This is a genomic window from Mycobacterium sp. 012931, assembly GCF_000419295.1.
GTDB lineage: Bacteria > Actinomycetota > Actinomycetes > Mycobacteriales > Mycobacteriaceae > Mycobacterium > Mycobacterium marinum.
In genome coordinates, this window is the sequence record NZ_AOPX01000001.1 from 2,298,623 (window position 1) to 2,324,187 (window position 25,565).

The following is a 25,565-nucleotide window of genomic DNA, read 5'->3' on the forward strand; positions in this document are numbered from 1 at the left end:
TTTTACGTTAATCCTGATGAAACACGTCGGCACCATTGCTGCAACAACTACTGCGCATGGTTCTGGATCAGGTCACCAGTCAACAAATCTGGGGCCCTCCCAACGCTGACTGGAGGTGATAACGAGTGAGTGACTTCCCGATAATGGGCGTGCCCGACACCGGCGACACTGCCTGGATGCTGGCGAGTTCCGCGCTCGTGCTGCTGATGACGCCGGGGCTGACGTTCTTCTATGGCGGCATGGTGCGCGCCAAGAGCGTGCTGAACATGATCATGATGAGCATCAGCGCGATGGGCGTTGTGACCGTGCTGTGGGTGCTCTACGGCTACTCGGTCGCTTTCGGCAACGACATGGGCGGCGTCGCCGGAAACCCGACCGAATACCTGGGGTTGAAGGGGCTGATCGGGGGCAATGGGGCGCCCGCGGATCCCGCCACGCAGACCGCGGCGGTGGACATCCCGCTGGCCGGTTCGCTGCCCATGACGGTGTTTGTGGCATTCCAGCTGATGTTCGCCATCATCACGGTCGCACTGATCTCGGGGGCGGTGGCTGACCGGCTCAAGTTCGGCGCCTGGTTGCTGTTCGCCGGACTGTGGGCGACCTTCGTCTACTTCCCGGTCGCGCACTGGGTCTTCTCGTTCGACGGCGTCACCGCTGCCACCGGCGGCTGGATCGCCAACAAGCTGCACGCGATCGACTTCGCGGGGGGAACCGCGGTCCACATCAACGCCGGTGTGGCCGGCTTGGTGCTGGCGCTGGTGCTGGGCAAGCGCCGCGGTTGGCCCACGACGCTGTTCCGACCGCACAACCTGCCGTTCGTGATGCTCGGGGCGGGGCTGCTGTGGTTCGGCTGGTACGGGTTCAACGCCGGTTCGGCGACCAGCTCCAACGGCACCGCGGCCACGACGTTCGTCGCCACCACCGTCGCTACGGCCGCGGCGATGCTCGCCTGGCTGCTCACCGAGCGAATCCGGGACGGCAAGGCGACCACGCTGGGTGCCGCCTCGGGCATTGTCGCCGGGTTGGTTGCCATCACCCCGTCGTGCTCTTCGGTCAACGTGCTGGGCGCGCTGGTGGTCGGCGCGGTAGCCGGGGTGCTGTGTGCGCTGGCGGTCGGATTGAAGTTCAGACTTGGATTCGACGACTCGCTCGACGTGGTCGGCGTGCACCTGATCGGTGGTCTGGCCGGCACCTTGCTGGTGGGCCTGATGGCCGCCCCGGAGAGCCCGGCCATCAACGGAGTCGAGGGTGTCTCCAAGGGCCTGTTCTACGGCGGCGGCTTCGATCAGCTGGTACGACAAGCTGTCGGAGCCTCTAGCGTTCTCATCTATTCTGGTGTAATCACGTTCATCCTTGCTTTGATCCTGAAGTACACCATCGGGTTGCGTCTGGGTCCGGAGCAGGAGTCCGCGGGCATCGACGAGGCTGAGCACGCCGAGAACGGATACGACTTCGCGGTCGCTAGCGGTTCGGTTCTACCTCGTCCCGGCATCGTCGCGGATTCGCGTAACGGCCTAGAGGAGCGAGTAGGCGAGAAAGTGGAGGCGGAGCCGAAATGAAGCTGATCACAGCGATCGTAAAGCCGTTCACCCTCGACGACGTCAAGACCAGCCTCGAAGAAGCTGGAGTCTTGGGAATGACGGTCAGCGAGATCCAGGGCTATGGGCGGCAAAAGGGGCACACCGAGGTCTACCGGGGCGCCGAATATTCGGTGGACTTCGTGCCCAAGGTCCGAATCGAGGTCGTGGTCGACGACTCCATCGTGGACAAGGTCGTGGACAGCATCGTCCGGGCCGCGCGCACCGGAAAGATCGGCGACGGCAAGGTGTGGGTCAGCCCCGTGGACACCATCGTGCGAGTACGCACGGGTGAACGCGGACCTGACGCGCTGTGAGAATAGCCGCGCATTGCGCAACGAATCCGGATAGGCCGGCCGGGCGTGAGACAGCACCGGCCGGACCCGTCCGGGCTATCTGATTCGGAGGTCATGGAGCCGGGGAGTGTCCGCGCGGCAAGCGATTTGGCTGCCGCGCGGCGCCAGTTGTTGTCCGATGATCATCGCGACATGGATCCGGCCGAGTTGCGGCAGGCGTGGCTGGATCTGCATGAGTCCTGGCTGATCGTCAAGGCCGCGCAGATCGGGATCGCCGATGACAGCGGTTATGCGATCGTCGGGGTCGGCGGGCTCGGCCGGCGCGAGCTGCTGCCGTATTCGGACCTGGATCTGGTGCTGTTGCACGACGGCAAACCCGTCGAGGAACTGGGCGATGTCGCCGATGCGCTGTGGTATCCACTGTGGGACGCCAACATTCGGCTGGACCACAGTGTGCGCACCGTCTCGGATGCCCTGGGTGTGGCCGGTGCCGACATGGCGGCCGCGCTGGGCATGTTGGAAGCCCGCCACATCGTCGGGGACCAACAGCTCTCGGCGAGCTTGATCGACGGCGTACGCCGCCAGTGGCGCAGCGGAATCCGTTCGCGGATGAACGAACTCGTCGACATGACCCACGACCGTTGGCCGCGCTGCGGGCGCGTCGCCAACCGCGCCGAGCCCGATCTGAAGTCGGGTCGCGGTGGCCTGCGCGATGTCCAGTTGCTTGACGCGCTGGCGATCGCCCAGCTCATCGATCGCCACGGCCTGGTCACGCCCGACATGCCGGTGGGTTCACTGGATGCCGCATACCTCACCCTGCTCAATGTGCGTACCGAGTTGCACCGGGTCTCCGGCCGTGGCCGCGACCTGCTGTTGGCTCAACATGCCGACGACATCAGCGCGGCGCTGCATTTCGGTGATCGGTTCGACCTGGCCCGGATGCTGTCCAGTGCTGGCCGCACCATCGCCTACCACGCCGAAAGCGGGCTGCGGACCGCCTGCAATGCCCTGCCCCGGCGCGGCATCTCAGCCCTGCGGCGGCGCCCCAAGCGGCGCCCGCTGGACGAGGGCGTGGTCGAATGTGCCAACGAAATCGTGCTGGCCCGCGATGCCCAACCCGAACAAGATGCCGGTCTGGTGCTGCGGGTGGCCGCCGCGGCGGCCCACGCCGGGTTGCCGATCGGTGCCGCCACGCTGCGCCGGTTGGCCGACAGCGCTGCGGAATTGCCGACGCCGTGGCCCCGAGAGGTCCTCGACGACCTGCTGGTGGTGCTGCTGGCCGGTCCTACCGCGGTGGTGACCATCGAAGCGCTCGATCGCACCGGGCTATGGGGGCGCCTGTTGCCGGAGTGGGGTGCGATCCGAGACCTGCCGCCGCGCGACGTGGCCCACAAATGGACGGTGGATCGCCATCTGATCGAGACCGCCGTGCAGGCGGCGCCGCTCACCACGCAGGTGGCCAGGCCCGACCTGCTTGCGCTCGGCGCGCTGTTGCACGACATCGGCAAGGGCAGGGGAGCCGATCACAGCGTGCTCGGCGCCGAGATGGTCGTGGCGATCGGCCAGCGGCTGGGCATTTCCGCCCCCGACATCGATCTGCTGTCCAAGCTGGTCCGCCACCACTTGTTGCTACCGGTCGTGGCCACCCGAAGCGACCTGAATGACCCCAGCACCATCACGCGGGTGTCGGAGGCCCTGGGCGGGGATCCGCAATTGCTCGAGGTGCTGCGTGCGCTGACCGAAGCGGACTCGAAGGCGACCGGTCCGGGTGTGTGGAGTGACTGGAAGGCGTCGCTGGTCGACGACCTGGTGTCGCGCTGCCGCTTGGCGATGGCGGGCGAACCGCTGCCGCGTGCCGATCCCGAAGCACCACACTATGTTTCGCTGTCGGCCGACCACGGAGTGCACGTGGAGATCGCGCCCGGCGAGAGTGCTCGCATGTACCAGGTGGTGATGGCCGCTCCGAACAAGCCCGGGTTGGTGTCCAAGGCGGCGGCGGTGTTGGCGCTGAATTCGCTGGGTGTGCATTCGGCGTGGGTGAACAGCCACGAGGGCGTCGCGATCACCCAATTCGTGGTGTCCCCGCTTTTCGGCACCCCGGCCGCCGCCGACCTGTTGCGTCAGCAGTTCGTCGGCGCGCTCAGCGGCGACATCGACGCCCTCGCCATGGTGGAAAAGCGGGACAGCGAGGCCACCAGCAACGCGTCCCGGCGAGCCGGCGAGGTGGTCGCGGGGGTGCCGGTCACGCGTTCGACCGCGCCGCCGCGCATCCTTTGGCTCGACTCCGCCGCCCCCGATCAGCTGGTGCTCGAAGTTCGTTCGATGGACCGGCCGGGACTGCTCGCGCTGCTGACGCGCGCGCTGGAACGGGCGGGCGCAGACATCGTCTGGGCCAAGGTGAACACGTTCGGTTCGACCGCCGCAGACGTGTTCTGCGTGACGGTTTCGGCCGGGCTCGAGGAGCCCCAAGCACGGGCCGCGATGGAGCAGCAGCTCTCGGCCGTGCTGGGTGGGTCCGCGGACGTGCTGCTCGACGAGCCCGTCGGCGACTAGCCGTGCGAACCGGGGGCCGGCCGGCCTCACCCATGTTCGGCGTTGAGTTGGCGCACCGCGTCAATGCGCGCCTTGAGCTGGTCGCGGGTTGCCGCGGCGATCGGTGGTCCACCGCAGCGCCGCCGCAGTTCGTTGTGGATCCATCCGTGCGGCTTGCCGGTCCGGTGGTGGGCTATCGACACGAGGGTGTTGAGCTCGCGGCGCAGCTCGCGGATCTGGCCGTGGGTGGTGGCCGGCTCGGCCAGCGTCCCGACTTGTGTGACCCCTTGTTGCAGCTGGGCCCGCTTCTGCAGTTGTTCGTCTTGGCGACGGTGTAGCAAGGCGCGCATCTGATCGGCATCCAGCAGGCCGGGGATGCCCAGATAATCGGCTTCCTCGTCGCTGCCCGCCGGGGTGGCGGTCCCGAACGAGGAGCCGTCGAAGATGACCTGATCGAGTTCGGCGTCGGCTCCTAGCGAGGTGAAGCCCTTCTCGAGATCGCCCTGCTCGTCTTGTGTCTTGGTGGCCGGATCGCCGTCGAGCGGATCATCGAGGGATTCGCGATGCGGTTTGCCCAGCACGTGGTTGCGCTGGGCCTCGAGTTCGCTGGCCAACTGCAACAGGTTGGGCACCGAGGGCAGGAAAATGCTCGCGGTTTCGCCCGGTCGGCGGGACCGGACGAATCTGCCGATGGCCTGCGCGAAGAACAACGGTGTCGAAGCGCTGGTGGCGTAGATCCCCACGGACAGGCGGGGCACGTCGACGCCTTCGGACACCATGCGCACCGCGACCAGCCAGCGGCTGGTGCTGTTGGAGAATTCCGTGATCCGTTCCGATGATCCGGGGTCGTCGGAGAGCACGACCGTGGGTGTTTCCCCGGTCATCTTCTGCAGCAACGCGGCGTAGGCGCGGGCGGCGGTGCGGTCGGAGGCGATGATCATGCCCCCGGCATCGGGCACGTGCTCGCGCAACTGACGCAGTCGCCGGTCCGCGGCCGCGATCACCGCGGGCATCCATTCGCCGGCCGGATCCAGCGCCGTGCGCCACGCCCGTGCGGTCTGTTCGGCCGACAGCGGCTCGCCCAGTCGCGCCTCGTGCTCTTCGCCCGCGCTATCGCGCCAGCGGGCCTGCCCGGAGTAGGCGAGGAACACCACCGGCCGGACCACGCCGTCGGCAAGGGCCTCCGCGTAGCCGTAGGTGTGGTCGGCCTGGGAGCGCAACACACCTTCCCCGTCGGGCTCATAGTTGACGAACGGGATGGGGGAGTCGTCGCTGCGGAAGGGCGTCCCGGTCAGCGCGAGCCGGCGCGACGCGTCGCTGAACGCCTCCCGGATCGCGTCGCCCCAGGTCTTGGCATCGCCGCCGTGGTGGATCTCATCGAAGATGACCAGGGTCTTGCGCTGCTCGGTGCGCACCCGGTGCAGCGTCGGATGCGCTGCGACCTGGGCATAGGTGACCACCACGCCGTGATACTCGGCCGAAGTCTGGGCGTTGGAGTTGCTGAACTTCGGGTCCAGCGAGAGGCCCAGCCGAGCGCCCGCCTGCGCCCACTGGGTCTTGAGATGCTCGGTGGGCACCACCACCGTGATCTGCTCTGCGGCCCGCTGACCAAGCGCTTCGGCCGCGATCCGCAGGGCGAATGCCGTCTTGCCGGACCCGGGGGTGGCCACCGCCAGGAAATCACGCGGCTGGGTGCCCAGGTACTTCACCAGCGCCCTGCGCTGCCAGCTGCGCAGCGGTCGAGTGCCCTCGATGATGGGTTCGGCGGGGCTTACCGACTGCATCGACCTTGCTCCCCCCGTAGCTGTTCGGCCGCGCCTGGCGTTCACCAATCGAGCCACTGCCAAGCCCCGGATCCGCGGCGTCGCTGCCGCGCGGTGCCCTCGCGGCGCCCTCGCGGCGCAGCTCACGACGGTCTTCATCGGCCGGTCGACGACTTGGCGAGTGTGAAATCTAGCATGACAACACATTTCGGCACGTGCACGACACCGGTCGGTGCGGTGCTGGGAGCTACCCGGACGCTCGGTGGCGGCTTGCCGGCGCGGTGAATCCGCCGGTGTCGTCGAAGAACGCCCACTGGCCGCCGTCGTTGACCTCCAACCGCCAGCCCAGCCGGGAACTGCCCGCAACCGAGCCGGTGAACCACGTGTGTGCGTCCTCGGCGCTGTCGCAGTTCTTCGTCGCGACGATCGCGCCGTGCGGATCGATAACTCGGAACGCAACCATGGGGCTTGGTTAGCCCTTCCGGCGGGCTTTCAATCGCGGCGGGAGGTCGCGCTGTGGCACGGCGGGATTTGTCGCGCCGGCGAGCGGACCAAGGGCCACGACGGTGCCGCACCATGATTACGCATTAGGCTGGCGGTCGTGTTTGAATCGCTGTCCGACCGGTTGACCGGTGCCCTGCAGGGGCTGCGCGGCAAGGGCCGCCTCACCGACGCCGATATCGATGCCACTGCCCGTGAGATCCGGCTGGCCCTGCTCGAGGCCGACGTTTCGTTGCCGGTGGTTCAGGCTTTTGTCCACCGGATCAAAGAACGCGCCCGTGGGGCCGTGGTATCCGGAGCCCTCAACCCGGCGCAACAGGTTGTCAAGATCGTCAACGAGGAGCTTGTCGGCATCCTCGGCGGCCAGACGCGCGAGTTGGTTTTCGCCAAGACACCGCCGACCGTGGTGATGCTGGCCGGTCTGCAGGGGTCCGGCAAGACGACGCTGGCCGGCAAGTTGGCCGCACGTCTTCGCGGCCAAGGCCACACGCCGCTGCTGGTGGCGTGTGATCTGCAGCGACCGGCCGCAGTGAACCAGCTGCAGGTGGTCGGCCAGCGGGCCGGGGTGCCGGTATTCGCGCCGCATCCGGGCGCCTCGCCCGAATCCGGCCCCGGCGACCCGGTAGCCGTCGCCGCGGCGGGGCTGGCCGAAGCCCAGGCCAAGCATTTCGACGTCGTCATCGTGGACACCGCCGGCCGGTTGGGCATCGACGAGGAGTTGATGGCCCAGGCCTCGGCCATCCGCAAGGCCATCAACCCCGACGAGGTGCTGTTCGTCCTGGACGCGATGATCGGCCAGGACGCCGTGGCCACCGCCCAGGCATTCGGGGAAGGGGTCGGCTTCACTGGGGTGGCGCTGACCAAGCTCGACGGCGATGCCCGCGGTGGTGCCGCGTTGTCGGTCCGCGAAGTGACCGGCGTTCCGATCCTTTTCGCGTCAACCGGGGAGAAGCTCGAGGACTTCGACGTCTTCCACCCGGACCGCATGGCCAGTCGCATCCTGGGCATGGGCGACGTGTTGAGCCTGATCGAACAGGCCGAACAGGTCTTTGACGCCGAGCAGGCCGAACAAGCCGCCGCCAAGATCGGCGCCGGCGAACTGACCCTGGAAGACTTCCTCGAGCAGATGCTCGCGGTGCGCAAGATGGGCCCGATCGGCAACCTGCTGGGCATGCTGCCCGGTGGTGCGCAGATGAAGGATGCGCTGGCCGAGGTCGACGACAAGCACCTGGATCGGATCCAGGCCATCATCCGCGGTATGACACCCGAAGAACGGGCCGACCCCAAAATCATCAATGCGTCGCGGCGGCTGCGTATCGCCAACGGCTCCGGTGTATCGGTGTCGGAGGTCAACCAGCTGGTCGACCGCTTCTTCGAAGCTCGCAAGATGATGTCGTCGATGCTCGGCGGCATGGGCATCCCCGGCATGGGGCGCAAGTCCGCGACCCGAAAAAGCAAGGGTGCAAAAGGCAAGGCCGGCAAGAAGGGCAAGAAGGGGGGCGCCCGCGGTCCGACTCCGCCGAAGGTGAAAAGCCCCTTCGGCATGCCGGGCATGCCGGGTATGCCGGGTATGCGGGCCGGATTCCCGGATCTGTCGCAGATGCCCGAAGGGCTCAATGAGCTGCCGCCCGGCCTGGCCGACTTCGACCTGTCCAAGCTGAATTTCCCGGGCAAGAAGTAGTCCGCCGTGCGACTGCACGTGCGGGGGCGGGGGCTGCCCGACGAGACTGCGGTCGAGCTGTGGATCGTCGACGGCCACATCAGCACGGAGCCGGTCAGCGGCGCCGACACGGTCTTCGACGGCGGCTGGATTCTGCCCGGGCTGGTCGACGCGCATTGCCACGTTGGGCTGGGCCACCAAGGTGCCATCGAGCTTGACCAGGCCATCGCCCAAGCCGAAGCCGAACGCGACGCGGGGGCGCTGCTGCTGCGCGATTGCGGGGCACCCACTGACACCCGCCCCCTCGACGACCGCGAAGACCTGCCGCGAATCATCCGCGCGGGCCGCCATCTGGCCAGACCGAAACGCTACATTCCGGGATTCGCGCCAGAACTCGAAGACGAATCCGAGTTGCCCGCCGCGGTGGCCGCCCAAGCCCGCCGCGGCGACGGCTGGATCAAGCTGGTCGGGGACTGGATCGACCGCCAAATCGGCGATCTCGCCCCGCTGTGGTCCGACGAGGTACTCAAAGCCGCCATCGACGCGGCACACGCCAACGGTGCCAGGGTCACCGCGCACGTTTTCGGAGAGGATGCGCTGCCCGGATTGATCAACGCCGGGATTGACTGCATCGAGCACGGCACCGGCCTGACCGACGACACGATTTCGCTCATGCGCGACCACGGGACCGCTCTGGTCCCCACGCTGATCAACGTCGAGAACTTTCCCGGCATCGCCGATTCCGCCGTCCGCTATCCGACCTACGCCGCCCACATGCGCGACCTGTATGCGAGCACCTACCCGCGGGTCGCGGCGGCGCGCGAGGCGGGGATTGCGATCTACGCCGGCACCGACGCGGGCGGCACGATCCAACACGGGCGGATCGCCGACGAGGTCGAAGCCCTCAAGAAGATCGGAATGAGCGCCACCGAGGCGCTGGGTGCCGCGTGCTGGGAGGCGCGGCGCTGGCTGGGCCGGCCCACGGTAGAGCACGGGGCATCGGCGGACCTGGTGTGCTTTTCCGAAGACCCCCGTCGGGGTGCCGCAATACTTAACCGGCCGGATCTGGTGATCCTGCGCGGCCGGACCTATCGCCCCAACCAACTAGGTCACCGCTAGCTCAGCGGCGGTCGTGCGCGGCTACTCGCGCCTGGCTACTATCGCGAAATGGCGTTGGACAACGGTGCGGTCTATGCCGGCTACACCGTGGTTCGCAGGTTGCGCGCGGACGCGACCGGTGAGAGCTATCTGGTTAGCGAACCCGGCTTTCCGGGCTGGCAGGTGCTCGAGATCCTTCCGCAGTCGTGGTCGTCGGATGACGCATTCCGCCGGCGATTCGAGCGCGACAGCGCGATCGCGGCCAGGCTCTATCACCCGCACATCGTGGAGGTTCGCGCCCACGGTGAGCTGGACGGCAGGCTGTGGATCGCGATGGACTACATCGAGGGCATCGATGTCGGGCAACTGATGCGCGATCGGTTTCCCGCGGTCTTGCCGGTCGGCGAGGTACTCGAGATCGTGGCTCCGGTTGCCGACGCCCTCGACTATGCCCATCAACGCGGGCTCGTCCACGGCGACGTCAAACCCGCCGACATCGTGATGACGAATGCGGGGGAGGGCCAACCCCGGATCCTGTTGAAAGGCTTCGGCATAGCCGCTCCCCACGGCGCGCCGGGCGACGCGACCGGATTTGTGGCGCCCGAACAACTCACCGGCGCCGAGGCCGACGGGCGCTCCGACCAGCATGCGTTGGCGGCCACCGCCATGATCCTGCTCACCGGCGCGGCCCCGGGTGGCGGTTCCCCATCCGCGGCGCCCAAACTCAGCGACCTGCGTCCCGACCTGGCACGGCTGGATGCGCTGTTCGCCAGAGCGCTGGCAACCGAGCCGGCCGGCCGCTTCCGGACCTGCCACGAGCTAGCGGATGCGCTGCGCGATGAGGTCGGGGGCAGTTTCGGCGCTGCCGGCCGGGACGACATGGAGGTGGGCGCGTCCTGGGACCTCTCTCCGGAGGCCGGGGCCACCGGTGCGAGCCAGGACCGCGAGGTCCTTGACTACCCGGCCTACGGCTGGCCGGCGGTCGCACCGCCGCAGCCCCCGGTCCACCCCGGACCCATGCCGATGGCTCCCCAGCCGCCCGCCACCCTGCTGCAGGCGGTGGCAGCGTCGCTGGCACGGCGGCTCAACGAATTCTCCGCGGCGGGCCGTGAACCGCGCAAGCGCAGGCTACGGCGCATTCTCATCGGGTCGGTGGTCGCGATCCTGTCGGTGGGCATGCTGGCCGTCGCCATCCCGAGCCTGCGTGAGATAACCAGCAGCCCACCTCCAGCAGCGGCCCCCGCAACCAGTTCACCGCCCGCGCCCAGCACGTCGGCCACCAGCCCCCAGGCCGCCACCCCGGAGCCCCTGGACGGCACCTACAGCATCGAAATTCAACGCGCCAAGCAGCTCTACAACGGCAGACCCAGCCCACAGCCGCCCAATGTGACCACCTGGTGGGCCATCCAATCCTCGTGCATACCGACGGGGTGCCTCGCGGCTGCCGCCATGCTCGACGGCTACGGTCATGGGCAGGCCAAGCAGGGGATTCCCCCCATCATCATGGAGTTTTCCGAAGGTCAGTGGCGATCGCGGCCCGATACGGTGCGGTTTGCCTGCATCGGGCCCAATGGCGAGGCGAACACCCAGACCACAGTGCAGGTGCTGACGCTGCGCCCGCAATCCACGGGTGACCTCGTCGGTGCTCTGGTGGTCACCGTGGAAACCAATGAGTGCGGCCAACAATCGGCCGTGATCCGGATCCCCGCGGTGGCTAGCCGCAGTGGCGATATTCCGCCTGGGATCAAGGTGCCCAACCCGGTGACGATCCCCAAAGCCCCTCAGGCGCCTGCCACGTCCGAGTCCCCGTCCGAGACGCCAACGGTCACCCCGACCACTGCGCCGTCGGGCCCCGGCCGCTGATCGATAACTGCCCAGCACAAATGGGGGAGGAGCGCGAATCCAAAAAAGATTGCGAGTGATCGCTATCTATGTTAGATTGTCTGCAACCCGCAATCTGGAGGAACTGTGACCTACGACGTGATCATCCGTGACGGACTCTGGTTCGACGGAACCGGCAGCGCGCCGCAAACCCGCACGCTCGGAATCCGCGACGGCATGGTGGCGACGGTGTCGGCAGGCCCGCTGGATGAGACCGGATGCGCCCAGGTCATCGACGCGGCCGGGAAGTGGGTCATGCCCGGCTTCATCGACGTGCACACCCACTACGACGCCGAGGTGCTACTCGATCCCGGGCTGCGCGAGTCGGTGCGCCACGGTGTCACCACGGTGTTGCTCGGAAACTGCTCCCTGTCGACGGTCTACGCGGGCGCCGAAGATGCCGCCGACCTGTTCAGTCGGGTCGAGGCGGTGCCGCGCCAGTTCGTCTTGGGTGCCTTGTCCGCCGCCAAGAGCGAACGCGCATGGTCGAACGCGGCCGAATACATCACGGCCATCGACTCCCTGCCGCTTGGGCCGAATGTGAGCTCACTGCTTGGTCATTCGGACCTGCGAGCCACCGTCCTCGGGCTCGAACGCGCCACCGACGCGAGCGTGCGGCCCAGCGAAGCCGAGCTGGGGCGCATGGCCACGCTGCTCGATGAGGCACTAGATGCCGGGATGCTCGGCATGTCCGGGATGGACTCGGCGATCGACAAGCTCGACGGTGAGCGCTTCCGGTCGCGCGCGCTGCCGTCGACCTTCGCGACGTGGCGGGAACGGCGCCGGCTGATCAAAGTTTTGCGCAAGCGCGGGCGAATCCTGCAGAGCGCACCCAACGTCGACAAGCCCGCTTCGGCGCTGCTGTTCTTCCTGGCCAGCAGTCGGATCCTGAACCGCCGCAAGGGAGTTCGGATGAGCTTGCTGGTCTCTGCCGACTCCAAGTCGATGCCGATGGCGGTGCACACGTTCGGATTGGGTGCCCGGCTGCTGAACAAGCTGTTGGCCGCCAGCGTCCGATTCCAGCACCTGCCGGTGCCGTTCGAGCTCTACTCCGACGGAATCGACCTGCCGGTCTTCGAGGAGTTCGGCGCCGGCACCGCGGCGTTGCACCTTCGCGAACAAGTGCAGCGCAACCAGTTGTTGGCCGACGAGTCCTACCGTCGCGAGTTTCGGCGTGAATTCGACCGCACCAAACTCGGACCGTCCTTGTGGAACAAAGACTTTCACGACGCAGTGATCGTCGAGTGCCCCGACGAGTCGTTGATCGGCAAGAGCTTCGGGGCCATCGCAGACGAGCGCGGGCTGCATCCACTCGATGCGTTCCTCGACGTGCTCGTCGAAAACGGCGAACGCAACGTGCGCTGGACGACCGTCGTCGCCAACCACCGTCCCAAACAGCTCAACAAGCTGGCCGCCGAGCCCGGCGTTCACATGGGCTTCTCCGACGCCGGCGCGCACCTGCGCAACATGGCCTTCTACAACTTCCCCTTGCGGTTGCTCAAGCGAACCTGGGACGCCGAGCGGGCCGGAAAGCCGTTCCTGTCCCTGGGGCAGGCGGTGTATCGCCTGACCGGTGAACTGGCCGAGTGGTTTGGCGTCGATGCCGGCACGTTGCGCGAGGGTGACCGCGCGGACTTCGTGGTGATCGACCCGGCCCACCGCGACGAATCGGTAGACGGCTATCACGAGGCGCAGGTGCCGTTCTATGGCGGCCTGTCGCGCATGGTCAATCGCAACGACGCGACCGTGATCGCCACCGGTGTGGCCGGTGCCGTGGTGTTCGGCACCGGCCAGTTCCGGGACGGCTATGGTCAAACGGTGCGGTCGGGCCGGTACCTGAGGGCGGGGCAGCGATACACGGCAGCTAGCGTCAGCGCCTGAGATGGCCCGGACCCAGCAGCAACGCCGCGAAGAAACCGTCGCGCGGCTGCTGCAGGCCAGCATCGACACCATCGTCGAGGTTGGATACGCCCGGGCGTCGGCGGCCATCATCACCAAGCGTGCCGGCGTGTCGGTGGGCGCTCTGTTCCGTCACTTCGAGACGATGGGCGACTTCATGGCGGCGACCGCCTACGAGGTGCTGCGCCGGCAACTGGACATCTTCACCAAGCAAGTCGCCGAAATACCCGCGGACCGGCCGGCGCTGGAAGCGGCGCTGGCAATACTGCGCGACATCACCGCCGGGGCGACCAACGCGGTGCTGTATGAACTCATGATCGCGGCGCGCACCGACGACAAGCTCAAAGAAACCCTGCAGCACGTGCTGGGGCAATATCGCGCCAAGATCTACGACGCCGCGCGCACCCTGCCCGGCGCTGAGGGCTTCCCGGAGGAGACCTTCCCGGCCATCGTGGCGGTGTTGACCAACGTGTTCGACGGAGCCGCGATCGTGGGGGCGGTGTTGCCTCAGCCGGACATCGACGAGCAGCGAATCCCGGTGCTCGCCGCGCTACTGAGCGCCGCGGTGCCGGATACCGCTCCCTAGCGGTCGAGCCCGCCGGCGGCTACAGAGATCCGATGCCGGACTGCGGGTTGAGGGCGAATCCCCAGTCGAAAAGACTTCCGGCCTGGTCCCAGTAGGTGGGCCCGCCCTCTTTGACCAGCCCGTACATCATGGCAATCACCAGCCGGCGGCCGTTTCGGGCCGCCGCACCGACAAAGGTCTTGCGGGCGGCGTTGGTGTAGCCCGTCTTGCCCCCGATCACGCCCGGATAGCGCTGTAACAGCTCGTCTTGGTTGACGATCGGGTGCTCACCATCCTCGCCGGGGAACATCGCCGACGGCTCCGCGGTGATGTGCGCGAACACCGGATTAGCCATCGCGGTGCGGAAGATCACCGCGAGGTCATGAGCGGTCGACCATCCCGACCCGCCGGGGCCGTCCAATCCCGAGGGAGTGGCCGCGTGGGTGTTCATGGCGCCCAACGCGGCGGCCTTGGCGTTCATCTTGGCGACCGCGGCGTCCTGGCCGCCGAGCATCTGCGCCAGCGTATTGGCGGCATCGTTGCCCGACACCAGCAGCAGGCCGTCGAGCAGTTGACGGGCGGTGTAGGTGTGACCCGCTTTGACGCCGACGCAGTTGCACTCCACGTGCGTGTCGGCCTCGTCTGCGACGACGGTCGAGTTCAGGTTGAGTTCGTCGAGCGCCACCAAAGCCAGGAGCACCTTGATGGTGCTCGCGGGCGGGTGGGTGACATTCTGGTCGCGCCCGGCAAGCACCTGGCCGGTGTCCAGATCGGCGACGATCCAGGTCTGTGCGGGACCGTCGGGGATTGGCACCGATCCGGCCGGCTGCATTTCGGTATCGGCCGATGCGGTGGCACCGCTGATGGTGGCGGCCGTGAGCAGCACCGCGGCTACGGCCATGACCTTTCGCATGGGCGCAAAGTGTAACTTCCGCGGCTTCGGGACGCCTATTTTCGAACGGATCGGCGGTGTTGAATCGAATCATGTTGAGCTTGCCCGAAATTTCTGACCGGTTAGAGATCCAGCAGCTGCTCGTGGACTACTCCACCGCCATTGACCTGCGCCGATTCGATGACCTCGACAAGGTGTTCACCCCGGACGCCTATATCGACTACCGCGCGATGGGCGGCATCGACGGCCAGTACCCGCACGTCAAGGCGTGGCTTGCCGAGGTGTTGCCCAACTTCGCCAACTACGCGCACATGCTGGGTCTGCCATCGATTCGGCTCGCCGGCGACACCGCGACCGCGCGCACTTTCTGCTTCAACCCGATGGTGTTCGCCGGCGAGAAGCCCACCACCATGTTGCTCGGGCTCTGGTACGACGACGAGTTCGTGCGCACCGCCGAGGGCTGGCGGATGAGCCGCCGCGCCGAAACGAAGTGCTTCGATCGACGCCCCTGACGCCGGCGCGCCCCAGCGGTGCGTTGGCGGATCGAGCGAATTTCCGGGATCGCAGGGTGCTCTGGCACAATGGGCGGCTGTCCACCGCGCGACCGTGCATCGTTGCGATACCGCCCGGTGGTCGAACACGCGAGGCAAAACCGGTTCCCGGCATCCCGCCCGGATCGCTGAATTGCAGCGTGCACACACAGGAGAAATCGCTTTCATGGCTGTAAAGATCAAGCTCACCCGGCTCGGCAAGATCCGTAACCCGCAGTACCGCATCGCGGTGGCGGACGCTCGCACCCGGCGTGATGGTCGCTCGATCGAGGTCATCGGCCGCTACCACCCCAAGGAAGAGCCGAGCCTGATCGAGATCAACTCCGAGCGGGCCCAATACTGGCTGTCCGTGGGGGCGCAGCCCACCGAACCCGTTCTCAAGCTGCTCAAGATCACCGGTGACTGGCAGAAGTTCAAGGGCCTGCCCGGCGCCGAGGGCCGGTTGAAGGTCAAGCCGCCCAAGCCCAGCAAGCTCGAACTGTTCAACGCCGCGTTGGCTGCCGCCGAGGGTGGTCCCACCACCGAGGCCACCAAGCCGAAGAAGAAGTCGCCGGCCAAGAAGGCCAAGGGCGGCGAAGGCGACGCCGATGCGGCGGCCGAGAAGGTGGAAGCTTCCGCCGAGGGTGAGCAGACCGAATCGGCCGAGAGCTGACGACCGCTATGAGCACTGTCGTGGTCGACGCTGTCGAGCATCTGGTCCGCGGAATCGTGGACAACCCCGACGATGTGCGGGTGGACATGGTGACGAGCCGTCGCGGACGCACCGTCGAAGTCCACGTCCACCCCGACGACTTGGGCAAGGTGATCGGGCGCGGGGGACGTACCGCAACGGCACTGCGGACACTGGTCGCCGGCATCGGCGGCCGTGGTATCCGCGTTGACGTGGTGGACACCGACCAGTAGCGAAGCCTTGCTCATGGAGCACCGATGGAGCTGGTAATCGGGCGCGTGGTGAAAGCGCACGGGATTACCGGCGAGGTTGTCGTCGAGATCCGAACCGACGAACCGGACCGCCGGTTCACGCCGGGCGCCAGCCTGCGCGCCAAGAGATCCCGAGACGGCGGCACCGGCCGCAATTATGTGATCGAAGGCGTGCGTGAGCACGGTGCGCGGCTGCTGGTGCGATTGGCCGGGGTGAACGACCGGGACACGGCCGATGGGCTGCGTGGCAGTCTGTTCGTCATCGATTCCGCCGACCTGCCGCCGATCGAGGAGCCCGACACCTACTACGACCACCAGTTGGAGGGACTTCGGGTCCGGACCACGGCGGGCCAAGACGTCGGAGTGGTCGCCGAGGTACTGCACACCGGTGCCGGCGAGTTGCTGGCGGTCAAATGTGATTCCGGCGAGGTGTTGGTGCCGTTCGTCGGCGCGATCGTCACGTCGGTGTCGCTGGACGATCGCATTCTCGAGATCGACCCGCCCGACGGGCTGCTGGACCTGGGGTCCTAGGGGTGTCATGAAAATCGACGTGGTGACGATTTTCCCGGCGTACCTGGACCCGCTGCGGCAATCGTTGCCGGGCAGGGCGATTGCGTCGGGCCTCGTCGACCTACAGGTGCATGACCTGCGCCGGTGGACCTACGACGTGCACCACTCGGTAGACGACTCGCCCTACGGCGGCGGGCCCGGAATGGTCATGAAGGCGCCGGTCTGGGGGGAAGCGCTCGACGAAATATGTTCGGCTGAAACGCTTCTGGTTGTCCCGACGCCCGCCGGCTCGCTGTTTGACCAGGCCACCGCGCAACGGTGGAGTGCCGAGCAGCACTTGGTGTTCGCCTGCGGCCGGTATGAGGGGATAGACCAGCGGGTCGCCGAGGACTCGGCCCGGCGCATGCGGGTCGAGGAAGTCTCGATCGGCGACTATGTCCTGCCCGGCGGGGAGTCCGCGGCGGTGGTGATGATCGAGGCCGTGCTGCGATTGTTGACCGGAGTGCTGGGCAATCCCGCATCCCACCAAGAGGATTCGTTTTCGCCGGAACTGGATCGGTTGCTGGAGGGGCCCAGCTATACCCGGCCACCGAGCTGGCGGGGGCTCGACGTGCCCGAGATCCTGCTCTCCGGTGACCACGCGCGCATCGCCACTTGGCGCCGGGAGGTCTCGTTGCGGCGCACCCGGGAGCGCCGGCCCGACCTCGCGCCACCGGAGTAGCCCTGCCGAGCAGACGCGGAATCGCACATCGCGAAGCGGTTTGGCGCGATTCCGCGTCTGCTCGCCGGCAAGAGGGGCGTTGCGGGGCCGTAGGGCCCGCGCTGGACCGGGTCAGATCCGGCCGGCGGGAAAGATCGTCTTGACGGCTTGGGTGATCGTTTCGCGCGCGGTGGCGTCATCGGAGGCCTGCAGCGATTCGATCACCATGATGTAGCGGCGGTCCGAGCCGATGATTCCGGTCGACAGATGCATCCAGTCGGCGCCGATGCAGCACATCCACCCCTGCTTGACCGCGACCGGTTCGGCGTAGAGGCCGTCGGGGATGCCAAACCGTTGTGGGTAGCCGTCGATTCCGTTCGGAGTGGACTGGGCCAGGTCGTTGACGATGATGGCGGCACTCTGCAACGGCAGCCCACCCTCCCCGTCGAGCAACATCTCGTAGTAGCGGATCAGGTCAGGTGCGGAACTGAAGGTGTTCCACCAGCGCCCGTCGCTGGGTGGTGCGGTGGCGGCCAATCCGTACCGGGTCGCGATCTCGGTGACGATGGCATCGCCGCCGAGCTCGCCCCAGAACTGCTCGGCGGCGCCGTCATCCGATGAGCGCAGCATGTTTTCGAGGGCCTGGCGATCCTGGGCAGAAAGGGTGTTCTTGCCCTGGGACGCCCGCAATAACAACTCGTCGGCGATGAACAGCTTGGACACCGAGGCGGTGGCGATGATCGAGGTCTTGCCGTTGGAGACCAGCTGGTGGGTAGCGCGGTCCAGGATCGCGACCGTGATGGTGGCGCCCTTGGCGGCGGCTTCCTCGGTTGCCCGCTGGATGCGTTCTTGAACCCCGACCAGACCGGCCGAGGGCAATAGCGCGGCCGGATCTTCGGGCGGCGTGATGGCACGCAGCAGCAGTTCGATCAGCTGTTGCTGCTGGGGCTGGGATTGTTGCCGGGATGATTCGCGATCATCGGTCCCATACGCCTTGGCCTGCACCTTTGCCTCGCAACCGGTGAGCACCAGCGATACCACCAATGCCACCGCCGCCGCGGCGGTCAGCATCGTCAGCGGCCGTGCTCGCATGCTTCTCCTTCAGCACTCTCCGGTAACGCGAAGACGCGCAAGTGTGGCGGCCGCACTGCCATCTGCCCCGGGAATCACGCAAAGCTGAGGGTTCGGCCTGCGCGGTTTGGCACCTGTCTTATGTACCACTTGCAGGCGCTTTGCGGACGATGTGAACCGCCCGGATTTCCTGTGATTTTCACTGCATGCGTACCGTCTGGCACAATTGGTCAGTTGTCTTTAGCAGTTGTCGGCGGGCCGCTTGCTCCGCCTGTTGCGAGATACACCCATAAAGCCCATATCCATTGGCTTGGTAAGTGCCGCGTGCCTGCGTGTATGCGGTCTGCCGAGCCGCGATCCGGAGGAAGTGTCTTTCCAATGAACAGGCTGGACTTCGTCGACCAGGCGTCGCTGCGCGACGACATCCCGGCCTTCAGCCCGGGCGACACCATCAATGTGCACGTCAAAGTCATCGAGGGCGCCAAGGAGCGTATCCAGGTGTTCAAGGGTGTGGTGATTCGCCGGCAGGGTGGGGGCATCCGCGAGACGTTCACAGTGCGCAAGGAAAGCTACGGCGTCGGCGTCGAGCGGACGTTCCCGGTGCACTCGCCGAACATCGACCACATCGAGGTGGTAACGCGTGGTGACGTTCGTCGCGCCAAGCTGTACTACCTTCGTGAACTGCGCGGCAAGAAGGCCAAGATCAAGGAGAAGCGCTGACCGGCGCGGCCTTGGTGGCCATCCCGGCCTGCCTGGGCACCACGGGCGGTTCAACTCGCCAGTGGCTCGCCAGTCTCGAAGGCTACGGCGCGCGCTGGCTACGCTGATCACGTGACCGAAACCACGGACTCCCCATCTGAGCGCGAGCCCGACGCAGGTCAGTCGGAGGCGCCGCTCGCTGCTCGAGGTGCTGATGCCCCGGGTGCGGCGGCTCAGGAAGAACCTGGGGCGGAGTCGAGGGCGGCCGACGAGGACGAGTCGAAGCCGGCCAAGAAATCGACCCTGCGTGAATTCGCGACCCTGGCCGTCATCGCGATAGTGATCTACTACGTGATGTTGACGTTTGTGGCGCGTCCATACCTGATTCCGTCGGAGTCGATGGAGCCCACCCTGCACGGGTGTTCGACCTGCGTCGGTGACCGCATCATGGTGGACAAGCTCACCTACCGGTTCACTTCACCCAAGCCCGGTGACGTCATCGTCTTCAAGGGGCCACCGTCGTGGAACGTCGGCTACAAGTCGATACGTTCGAGCAACACCGCGCTGCGCTGGGTGCAAAACGCCCTCTCGTTCATCGGTTTCGTGCCCCCGGACGAGAACGATTTGGTCAAACGCGTCATCGCGGTGGGCGGACAGACCGTCCAATGCCGCTCCGACACCGGGTTGACCGTCGACGGTAAGCCGCTCAAGGAGCCATATCTGGATCCGGCCACCATGCTGGCTGACCCATCCGTCTACCCCTGCCTGGGCAGCGAATTCGGGCCGGTGACCGTCCCGGCGGGCCGGCTGTGGGTGATGGGCGACAATCGGACCCACTCGGCGGATTCGCGGGCACATTGCCCCATGCTGTGCACCGGGGACGCCATGGCCGGCACCGTGCCGGTGGCCAACGTCATCGGCAAGGCGCGGTTCATCGTGTGGCCGCCGTCGCGGTGGGGCGTGGTGCGTTCGGTGAACCCCCAAACGGGCCATTAACCGTGGCCACCACCTGGCCGCCACGAACCGTGATCCGCAAGTCTTCCGGACTGCGCACTCTGGAGTCCGCGCTGCAGCGCAGCGGTCTGGGACCGGTAGCCGGTGTGGATGAGGTGGGGCGAGGTGCGTGCGCGGGCCCGCTGGTGGTCGCCGCTTGCGCACTCGGGCCGAATCGCTACGAGAGCCTGGCCGCCCTCGACGATTCGAAAAAACTCACCGAAAAGACTCGGGAAAAGCTGTTCCCGTTGATCTGCCGCTATGCCCTGGCCTATCACGTGGTGTTCATTCCGTCGGTGGAGGTCGACCGTCGTGGTGTGCACGTGGCCAACATCGAAGGCATGCGGCGGGCGGTGGCCGGGCTGTCGGTGCGCCCCGGCTATGTGCTCAGCGACGGCTTTCGGGTCCCGGGACTGTCGGTGCCGTCGCTGCCGGTGATCGGTGGCGACGCGGCCGCCGCCTGCATTGCCGCGGCCAGCGTGCTGGCAAAGGTCAGCCGCGATCGGCTGATGGTGGCGATGGACACCCAGTACCCCGGATACGGATTCGCCGAGCACAAGGGCTACAGCACCCGCGCACACACCCTGGCGCTGACCCAGCTAGGGCCCTGCCCCGAGCATCGTCGGTCGTTCATCAACGTTCGCCGAGTGGCCACCCGGTCCAACGGCGCCGCGACGGCCGAGCGCGAAGCGGACCCTCCCCAAGAGCGTGACGGAACCGGGTAGGGAAAGATGGGGCAAGATTTCCGACCGGGCGGCGATCGGCGCCGCCGGTGGCGCGCGGAGTCCTGCAGGGCCCCGAGCGGGAGATCTGGCAAATTGTTGGGAGAAGGACGTCTGAGCAGATGAGTGCAGAGGATCTCGAGAAGTACGAAACCGAGATGGAGCTCTCGCTGTACCGCGAATACAAGGACATCGTCGGCCAGTTCAGCTACGTCGTGGAAACCGAGAGACGCTTCTACCTGGCTAACAGCGTGGAGATGGTGCCGCGCAACGCCGATGGCGAGGTGTATTTCGAGCTACGACTGGCCGATGCCTGGGTATGGGACATGTACCGGCCGGCTCGGTTCGTCAAGCAGGTGCGGGTGGTCACCTTCAAGGACGTCAACATCGAAGAGGTGGAGAAGCCCGAGCTGAGGCTGCCCGAATAGTTCTCCTAGCCGCTGACGGTGGGGTTGGCCGTGTCGTCGGTTTCGAGGGCTTCGGGGGGCAGCTGGCCACGGTTTTCGATGACGGTGCGGGCAACATCGGCGAGCTTGATATTGAGGCTCTGGGAATGGTGGCGGAGCAGGTCGAACGCCTCTTCCTCGGTGAACCCATTCAGCAACATCAACATGCCGACGGCTTTTCCGATCTCGCGGTTGCTGAGCAGCCCGCGGCGCAGGCTGGCGGCATCCTCGCCGTGTGCGATGGCGTTGACCGCCACGCTCGCAAACGATGCCAGCACCGCCGCACGGCCGGCGGACTCGGTATCGAAACTGTTGGGGGTTTCGCTGAATAGGTTGAGTGCGGCGCCCTTGCGCTTGTCGACCAGCAGCCGGAATCCCATGGCGCGCGTACCGGTGTTTGGGCCAGAAGCGCGGCCGCAAACTTCGGCCATTGCGTCGGAGTGGTCAGGTCCGTTTCGATCTGCGGCGTTTCTTCCTCGATGGCGTCGATGCACGGGCCGTCGCCGGCTTTGCGCTCGAGTTCGTCGACGTGCTGGGCCAGCCGGTCGCTGGCGCCGACGGTGATGTAGCGGTCATTGGTGCGGACCAGCAAGCTGGCATGGTCACACCCCGGAACGATCAGGGTGGCGGCGATGCAGATCGCGGAGTACATCTCGGCGGGTTGGGCGCCCTGATAGATGATCTCGGCGAGGGCCGCAAAGACTGTCGCCGGGTCGGCGGTCGTCCCACCCGGTACCGAGTCCGGGTTGCTGTCCTTCGGTGTGGCCGTCACGTGTTCCCTCACTTCGGGTGGCAGGGGGGAGTCGCCCCCCAGTGCGCTGGCGTAGATTATCGGGCCTGGCCGGGCCCTCAAACTCCGACAGCGCGTTCCAACTCTTTCAGCGATGTCTCCAAGTGCCCGAGCATGCGCTGCAGGCGAGGCACGCTGCGCCGGCAACCGACGAGCCCGAAATCGAGATTGTCGGCGTTGTTGGTCACTGTAATGTTCATCGCCTGGCCGTCCAGGGCAATTGAGAGTGGATAGTTTCCGACCAGCCGCGCGCCCCGCCAATACAGCGGGTTGGGCGCGCCGGGAACATTCGATATGACGACGTTGAACGGTGGCGGCGCGGTGGCCACGAAACCGGGAACCAGTCCGAACACCAAACCGCCGGTCAGTAAGCCCGACAACGCCAGCTGCTGGATGCGGGGAAGCTGAGCGAACACCTTCTTGTTGTCCGACATCGACTGGCTGATCACCTGGAGGCGTTTCATCGGGTCGTCGAGGTTGGTCGCGAGGTTGCACAGCAGGGTGCCGACCATGTTGCCGCCGCGATCGGCATCGCCTTCCTTTCGCAGACTCACCGGAACCATGGCGATCAGTGGGGCGTCGGGAAGCGCGTGTTGATCGATCAGGTAGGCGCGCAGCGCGCCGGCCGACATCGCCAGCACGACATCGTTGACGGTGACGTCTGCCGCGTTCTTCACCGCCTTGATGCGATCGAGGGACCAGGACTGGGCGGCGACCCGGCGTGCTCCACCGATCCGGACATTGAACATCGTCTTCGGGGCTCGAAATGGCAGGGTCAGTTGCTGCTCGAGCAGCGCCGCGCGGGCCAGTGACAGCGCCGAGGGCGCCAGAGATGCTGTGGCGCCAACCGTCTCGGTGAGTAGCCGAAGCGGTGAGGATCTGTGCCCCGGGTTCGAGCGGCGCCGCGGTTTTAGTTCCCACGGCACCCGGATCTCATCGTCATCCGGATCGGTGCTGAATGCGCGCTGCATCAGCTTCTGCGCGGAAACCCCATCCTGCAAGGAATGGTGGAACTTGATGTAGACCGCGTAGCGCCCGTCGTTGAGTCCCTCCACCAGATGGGCTTCCCAGAGGGGCCGGTGCCTGTCGAGCAGGCTGCCGTGCAGCCGAGAGGTCAGCTCGAGGAGCTCCCGTACCCGGCCTGGCCGGGGGAGAGCGGACCGGCGGAAGTGATAGTCGAGCTCCACGTCGTCGTCGAATGTCCACGCGAAGTTGGTCATCGCGCCCAAGAACGCGGGATGCTTGCGGAACATGGGCTGGACGTCGGTGCAGCCGAGCATGGCTTCATATGCCTCGGTGACGAAGTTCTCGTCGGCATCCTCGGGCGGCTGGAACAGCTGCAGGCCCCCCACATGCATCGGGTGTTCGCGCGATTCGCCGAGCAAGAACATGGAATCGGTGGGTGCGATCAGCTTCATCATTCGTCTCCCCGAACTCGAGCAACACCAACCGGGATAGCCGCGCGCAAGGCCCCGCACACATTGCGGGTTTTGGTCCTGCGTTTGGGCGCGGTCGCTGGCGGAAACCCATTCTAGGTGGGTGTTGCTGTCGCGGTTACCGGGCCGACTGGAGATATCGGCATCTCGGCGGTCACCGCGCTGGAGCGGGAGCCGGCCGTGGCGTCGATCGTCGGTATGGCGCGCCGGCCGTTTGACCCGGCCATCTACGGCTGGTCCAAGACCACCTATCAGCGGGGCAACATCCTGGATCGCGATGCGGTCGACGCGTTGGTCGCCCAGGCCGATGTGGTGGTCCACCTGGCGTTCATCAAGCTCGGATCGCGTGCCGAGAGCGCGCAGGTCAATCTGCAGGGCGCCCGCAACGTCTTCGAAGCGACCGTCGCGGCGCGCCGGCCACGCCGCCTGGTCTACACGTCGTCGGTGGCGGCCTACGGCTACCACTCGGACAACCCGGCGGCCATCACCGAGGACGTACCCGCGCGCGGATCACCGGAGCACTACTACTCCGAGCAGAAGGCGCAAAGCGAGGCAGAGCTCGCCAAGATCACCGAGGACTCGTTACTGCAGGTGTTCGTCCTGCGCCCGTGTATCGTCGCGGGCCCGCACGCCTACTCGTTGGCCGAGGCCATGCCGTGCAGGCAGGTGCCCGCGCCGGTGCGCGCGCTGAGCCGGGTGGTGCCGATGCTGAAGCCGATCGTGCCGGATCCGGGTGTCCCGGTGCAGCTGGTGCATCACGACGACGTGGCAGCCGCGATAGCGTTGGCGGCGACCGCACCGGTGCCCGCGGGGGCCTACAACATCGCCGCTGACGGGGTCGTGACGATCACCGACATGGCCAGGGCGCTGGGCGGCCGTCCGGTCCGGGTCCCAGCGGCCGCCGCCTCGGTCGCATCCGCGGCTATTTCCCGGTTGCCGCTGGTACCCCCGCTGCTCGAATGGCTTCATGCGGTGCGACAACCCGTGGTGATGGACACCGCCAAGGCGAAACGCGAACTCGGGTGGTCGCCGACGCACTCGTCAGCTGAAACCTTGTCGGCGCTGGCTGCAGCGATATGACGGCGGCCGGCCGATCCGACAGGCGGTTCGCAATCGAGGTACGTTGAGGCCGTGTTCGGGTGTTCTGCGGTCCCTGCCGATGCCGTGGCCTCCTGCCGGTGCGATTCGGCGGCGGGGCCAATCGAAGCCGGTCAGTGGGCCACGTAACGGCGCGTCGGCGGGTCAAGCACCTCGCCGCCGGTGATGCGATCACCCGACCGGAAACCCTGGCCGTCGAGGAGCCGCTGGAGATCCGCGTCAACGGTGTGCCGATATCGGTCACCATGCGCACCCCCGGCTCGGATTTTGAGCTCGCGCGCGGTTTCCTGCTGACCGAAGGGGTGATCGCCCACCGTGACGATGTGCTGACGGTCCGCTATTGCGGCGGGCGCGGTGCCGATGGCGCCAACACCTACAACGTCTTGGACATCACGCTGGCGCCCGGGGTAAGCCCGCCGGGCCTCGATGTGACCCGCAACTTCTACACCACCTCGTCGTGCGGAGTCTGCGGCAAGGCGTCGCTGGACGCGGTGCGGCTGATCAGCCGATTTTTGCCCGGCGACGATCCGGCCACCATCACGGCCGGTGCGCTCGAGGCGATGCCCGGCCAACTCCGTAGTGGCCAAAAGGTTTTCGCGAGCACCGGCGGCCTGCACGCCGCGGCGTTGTTCAGCGCGGACGGCACAATGCACGTGATCCGCGAAGATATCGGCCGGCACAACGCGGCAGACAAGGTCATCGGCTGGGCCATCGAGCACGATCGGGTTCCGTTGGCGGGGTCGGTGTTGCTGGTCAGCGGTCGCGCATCGTTCGAGCTGACGCAGAAGGCGCTGATGGCCGGGATCCCGGTGCTGGCCGCGGTCTCCGCCCCGTCGTCGCTGGCGGTCTCGCTGGCCGAAGAATCCGGGATGACGCTGGTGGCGTTTCTGCGGGAAGACTCGATGAACGTCTACACGCGCCCGGACCGCATCGTCTGAATCCACTGTCGGCCCGTTGTGGACGA

General features: G+C 66.7%; 23 protein-coding genes and 2 pseudogenes. 19 read left to right on the plus strand and 6 right to left on the minus strand.

Annotated elements, in window-relative coordinates; genetic code table 11:
- Nucleotides 1-125 precede the first annotated feature (125 nt).
- The 3 genes from MMSP_RS10275 to MMSP_RS10285 all read left to right on the plus strand — a co-directional run bounded on the left by MMSP_RS10275 (nucleotide 126) and on the right by MMSP_RS10285 (nucleotide 4,426).
- Nucleotides 126-1,559, plus strand: coding sequence for an ammonium transporter (locus tag MMSP_RS10275; RefSeq protein ID WP_020786549.1), 1,434 nt, complete (start codon nucleotides 126-128; stop codon nucleotides 1,557-1,559).
- A complete protein-coding gene (gene glnB / locus MMSP_RS10280; RefSeq protein WP_012393592.1) occupies nucleotides 1,556-1,894 on the plus strand; it encodes a nitrogen regulatory protein P-II in 339 nt (112 codons plus the stop codon). Before MMSP_RS10275 ends, glnB begins: the two co-directional genes overlap by 4 nt.
- Nucleotides 1,895-1,987: 93 nt before the next feature.
- Entirely contained in the window at nucleotides 1,988-4,426 is a 2,439-nt protein-coding gene (locus tag MMSP_RS10285; protein WP_036426414.1) for a [protein-PII] uridylyltransferase, read from the plus strand.
- Nucleotides 4,427-4,452: 26 nt separating this feature from the next.
- On the opposite strand, the gene MMSP_RS10290 is transcribed toward MMSP_RS10285, so the two are convergent.
- Nucleotides 4,453-6,189, minus strand: a complete 1,737-nt coding sequence (locus MMSP_RS10290; protein ID WP_020786551.1) for a DEAD/DEAH box helicase — start codon at nucleotides 6,187-6,189, stop codon at nucleotides 4,453-4,455.
- Between the two features lie 226 nt (nucleotides 6,190-6,415).
- Nucleotides 6,416-6,631: a hypothetical protein gene (locus tag MMSP_RS10295; protein ID WP_011740092.1), complete on the minus strand. Its 216-nt coding sequence runs from the start codon at nucleotides 6,629-6,631 to the stop codon at nucleotides 6,416-6,418.
- A 138-nt stretch (nucleotides 6,632-6,769) separates the two neighbouring features.
- Between MMSP_RS10295 and ffh the strand changes: the two genes are divergently transcribed.
- The 5 genes from ffh to MMSP_RS10320 all read left to right on the plus strand — a co-directional run bounded on the left by ffh (nucleotide 6,770) and on the right by MMSP_RS10320 (nucleotide 13,793).
- Entirely contained in the window at nucleotides 6,770-8,350 is a 1,581-nt protein-coding gene (ffh, locus tag MMSP_RS10300) for a signal recognition particle protein (protein ID WP_020786552.1), read from the plus strand.
- A gap of 6 nt (nucleotides 8,351-8,356) precedes the next feature.
- Nucleotides 8,357-9,448, plus strand: a complete 1,092-nt coding sequence (locus MMSP_RS10305; RefSeq protein WP_015355179.1) for an amidohydrolase family protein — start codon at nucleotides 8,357-8,359, stop codon at nucleotides 9,446-9,448.
- Between the two features lie 48 nt (nucleotides 9,449-9,496).
- Nucleotides 9,497-11,290: a serine/threonine-protein kinase gene (locus tag MMSP_RS10310; protein ID WP_020786553.1), complete on the plus strand. Its 1,794-nt coding sequence runs from the start codon at nucleotides 9,497-9,499 to the stop codon at nucleotides 11,288-11,290.
- Between the two features lie 75 nt (nucleotides 11,291-11,365).
- Entirely contained in the window at nucleotides 11,366-13,189 is a 1,824-nt protein-coding gene (locus MMSP_RS10315; RefSeq protein ID WP_152522442.1) for an amidohydrolase family protein, read from the plus strand.
- A gap of 1 nt (nucleotide 13,190) precedes the next feature.
- On the plus strand, nucleotides 13,191-13,793 hold the full coding sequence (locus MMSP_RS10320) for a TetR/AcrR family transcriptional regulator (protein ID WP_012393599.1): 603 nt from the start codon (nucleotides 13,191-13,193) through the stop codon (nucleotides 13,791-13,793).
- 19 nt (nucleotides 13,794-13,812) lie between these two features.
- On the opposite strand, the gene MMSP_RS10325 is transcribed toward MMSP_RS10320, so the two are convergent.
- On the minus strand, nucleotides 13,813-14,685 hold the full coding sequence (locus MMSP_RS10325; RefSeq protein ID WP_036426415.1) for a D-alanyl-D-alanine carboxypeptidase family protein: 873 nt from the start codon (nucleotides 14,683-14,685) through the stop codon (nucleotides 13,813-13,815).
- A 71-nt stretch (nucleotides 14,686-14,756) separates the two neighbouring features.
- Here MMSP_RS10325 and MMSP_RS10330 point away from each other — a divergent pair, with 71 nt between their 5' ends.
- The 5 genes from MMSP_RS10330 (at nucleotide 14,757) to trmD (ending at nucleotide 17,367) form a co-directional block, all read left to right on the plus strand.
- Nucleotides 14,757-15,176: a nuclear transport factor 2 family protein gene (locus MMSP_RS10330; RefSeq protein WP_036427198.1), complete on the plus strand. Its 420-nt coding sequence runs from the start codon at nucleotides 14,757-14,759 to the stop codon at nucleotides 15,174-15,176.
- Nucleotides 15,177-15,381: 205 nt separating this feature from the next.
- Nucleotides 15,382-15,867, plus strand: coding sequence for a 30S ribosomal protein S16 (gene rpsP / locus MMSP_RS10335; RefSeq protein ID WP_011740100.1), 486 nt, complete (start codon nucleotides 15,382-15,384; stop codon nucleotides 15,865-15,867).
- A gap of 8 nt (nucleotides 15,868-15,875) precedes the next feature.
- Complete coding sequence (locus MMSP_RS10340) at nucleotides 15,876-16,118, plus strand: RNA-binding protein (protein ID WP_003878715.1); 243 nt, start codon at nucleotides 15,876-15,878, stop codon at nucleotides 16,116-16,118.
- Nucleotides 16,119-16,142: 24 nt separating this feature from the next.
- Nucleotides 16,143-16,667 (plus strand): ribosome maturation factor RimM, encoded by a 525-nt coding sequence (gene rimM, locus MMSP_RS10345; protein ID WP_011740101.1) that lies wholly within the window; start codon nucleotides 16,143-16,145, stop codon nucleotides 16,665-16,667.
- 7 nt (nucleotides 16,668-16,674) lie between these two features.
- On the plus strand, nucleotides 16,675-17,367 hold the full coding sequence (gene trmD, locus MMSP_RS10350) for a tRNA (guanosine(37)-N1)-methyltransferase TrmD (RefSeq protein WP_011740102.1): 693 nt from the start codon (nucleotides 16,675-16,677) through the stop codon (nucleotides 17,365-17,367).
- A gap of 111 nt (nucleotides 17,368-17,478) precedes the next feature.
- Here the strand turns inward: trmD and MMSP_RS10355 are convergent, their stop codons facing one another.
- On the minus strand, nucleotides 17,479-18,438 hold the full coding sequence (locus MMSP_RS10355) for a lipoprotein precursor (RefSeq protein ID WP_020786557.1): 960 nt from the start codon (nucleotides 18,436-18,438) through the stop codon (nucleotides 17,479-17,481).
- A 357-nt stretch (nucleotides 18,439-18,795) separates the two neighbouring features.
- Here MMSP_RS10355 and rplS point away from each other — a divergent pair, with 357 nt between their 5' ends.
- The 4 genes and pseudogenes from rplS to MMSP_RS10375 all read left to right on the plus strand — a co-directional run bounded on the left by rplS (nucleotide 18,796) and on the right by MMSP_RS10375 (nucleotide 21,259).
- Nucleotides 18,796-19,137, plus strand: a complete 342-nt coding sequence (rplS, locus tag MMSP_RS10360; protein ID WP_012393605.1) for a 50S ribosomal protein L19 — start codon at nucleotides 18,796-18,798, stop codon at nucleotides 19,135-19,137.
- Between the two features lie 111 nt (nucleotides 19,138-19,248).
- The gene (gene lepB / locus MMSP_RS10365) at nucleotides 19,249-20,112 is read left to right on the plus strand and encodes a signal peptidase I (RefSeq protein ID WP_020786558.1); all 864 of its coding nucleotides are present in this window, start codon (nucleotides 19,249-19,251) and stop codon (nucleotides 20,110-20,112) included.
- Nucleotides 20,113-20,114: 2 nt separating this feature from the next.
- Nucleotides 20,115-20,949 (plus strand): annotated as a pseudogene (locus tag MMSP_RS10370) (ribonuclease HII).
- 4 nt (nucleotides 20,950-20,953) lie between these two features.
- A complete protein-coding gene (locus MMSP_RS10375) occupies nucleotides 20,954-21,259 on the plus strand; it encodes a DUF2469 domain-containing protein (RefSeq protein ID WP_012393608.1) in 306 nt (101 codons plus the stop codon).
- 5 nt (nucleotides 21,260-21,264) lie between these two features.
- On the opposite strand, the pseudogene MMSP_RS10380 reads toward MMSP_RS10375, so the two are convergent.
- A pseudogene (locus MMSP_RS10380) lies at nucleotides 21,265-22,049 on the minus strand (ANTAR domain-containing protein).
- 77 nt (nucleotides 22,050-22,126) lie between these two features.
- Nucleotides 22,127-23,485 carry a wax ester/triacylglycerol synthase family O-acyltransferase gene (locus MMSP_RS10385; protein WP_011740108.1) on the minus strand — a complete coding sequence of 453 codons (1,359 nt, stop codon included), beginning with the start codon at nucleotides 23,483-23,485 and terminating at the stop codon, nucleotides 22,127-22,129.
- 117 nt (nucleotides 23,486-23,602) lie between these two features.
- On the opposite strand from MMSP_RS10385, the gene MMSP_RS10390 reads away from it, so the two are divergent.
- Entirely contained in the window at nucleotides 23,603-24,583 is a 981-nt protein-coding gene (locus tag MMSP_RS10390) for an NAD-dependent epimerase/dehydratase family protein (RefSeq protein WP_015355188.1), read from the plus strand.
- Nucleotides 24,584-24,717: 134 nt separating this feature from the next.
- Nucleotides 24,718-25,539 carry a formate dehydrogenase accessory sulfurtransferase FdhD gene (gene fdhD, locus MMSP_RS10395; RefSeq protein ID WP_020786561.1) on the plus strand — a complete coding sequence of 274 codons (822 nt, stop codon included), beginning with the start codon at nucleotides 24,718-24,720 and terminating at the stop codon, nucleotides 25,537-25,539.
- Nucleotides 25,540-25,565 lie beyond the last annotated feature (26 nt).

Excerpts from the sequence above, each read along its gene's own strand:
- glnB (WP_012393592.1), top strand. The coding sequence starts at position 1,556 with ATGAAGCTGATCACAGCGATCGTAAAGCCGTTCACCCTCGACGACGTC.
- MMSP_RS10285 (WP_036426414.1), top strand. The coding sequence starts at position 1,988 with ATGGAGCCGGGGAGTGTCCGCGCGGCAAGCGATTTGGCTGCCGCGCGG.
- MMSP_RS10290 (WP_020786551.1), bottom strand. The coding sequence starts at position 6,189 with ATGCAGTCGGTAAGCCCCGCCGAACCCATCATCGAGGGCACTCGACCG.
- MMSP_RS10295 (WP_011740092.1), bottom strand. The coding sequence starts at position 6,631 with ATGGTTGCGTTCCGAGTTATCGATCCGCACGGCGCGATCGTCGCGACG.
- MMSP_RS10310 (WP_020786553.1), top strand. The coding sequence starts at position 9,497 with ATGGCGTTGGACAACGGTGCGGTCTATGCCGGCTACACCGTGGTTCGC.
- MMSP_RS10320 (WP_012393599.1), top strand. The coding sequence starts at position 13,191 with ATGGCCCGGACCCAGCAGCAACGCCGCGAAGAAACCGTCGCGCGGCTG.
- MMSP_RS10325 (WP_036426415.1), bottom strand. The coding sequence starts at position 14,685 with ATGCGAAAGGTCATGGCCGTAGCCGCGGTGCTGCTCACGGCCGCCACC.
- MMSP_RS10330 (WP_036427198.1), top strand. The coding sequence starts at position 14,757 with ATGTTGAGCTTGCCCGAAATTTCTGACCGGTTAGAGATCCAGCAGCTG.
- rpsP (WP_011740100.1), top strand. The coding sequence starts at position 15,382 with ATGGCTGTAAAGATCAAGCTCACCCGGCTCGGCAAGATCCGTAACCCG.
- MMSP_RS10340 (WP_003878715.1), top strand. The coding sequence starts at position 15,876 with ATGAGCACTGTCGTGGTCGACGCTGTCGAGCATCTGGTCCGCGGAATC.
- rimM (WP_011740101.1), top strand. The coding sequence starts at position 16,143 with ATGGAGCTGGTAATCGGGCGCGTGGTGAAAGCGCACGGGATTACCGGC.
- trmD (WP_011740102.1), top strand. The coding sequence starts at position 16,675 with ATGAAAATCGACGTGGTGACGATTTTCCCGGCGTACCTGGACCCGCTG.
- MMSP_RS10355 (WP_020786557.1), bottom strand. The coding sequence starts at position 18,438 with ATGCGAGCACGGCCGCTGACGATGCTGACCGCCGCGGCGGCGGTGGCA.
- rplS (WP_012393605.1), top strand. The coding sequence starts at position 18,796 with ATGAACAGGCTGGACTTCGTCGACCAGGCGTCGCTGCGCGACGACATC.
- MMSP_RS10375 (WP_012393608.1), top strand. The coding sequence starts at position 20,954 with ATGAGTGCAGAGGATCTCGAGAAGTACGAAACCGAGATGGAGCTCTCG.
- MMSP_RS10385 (WP_011740108.1), bottom strand. The coding sequence starts at position 23,485 with ATGAAGCTGATCGCACCCACCGATTCCATGTTCTTGCTCGGCGAATCG.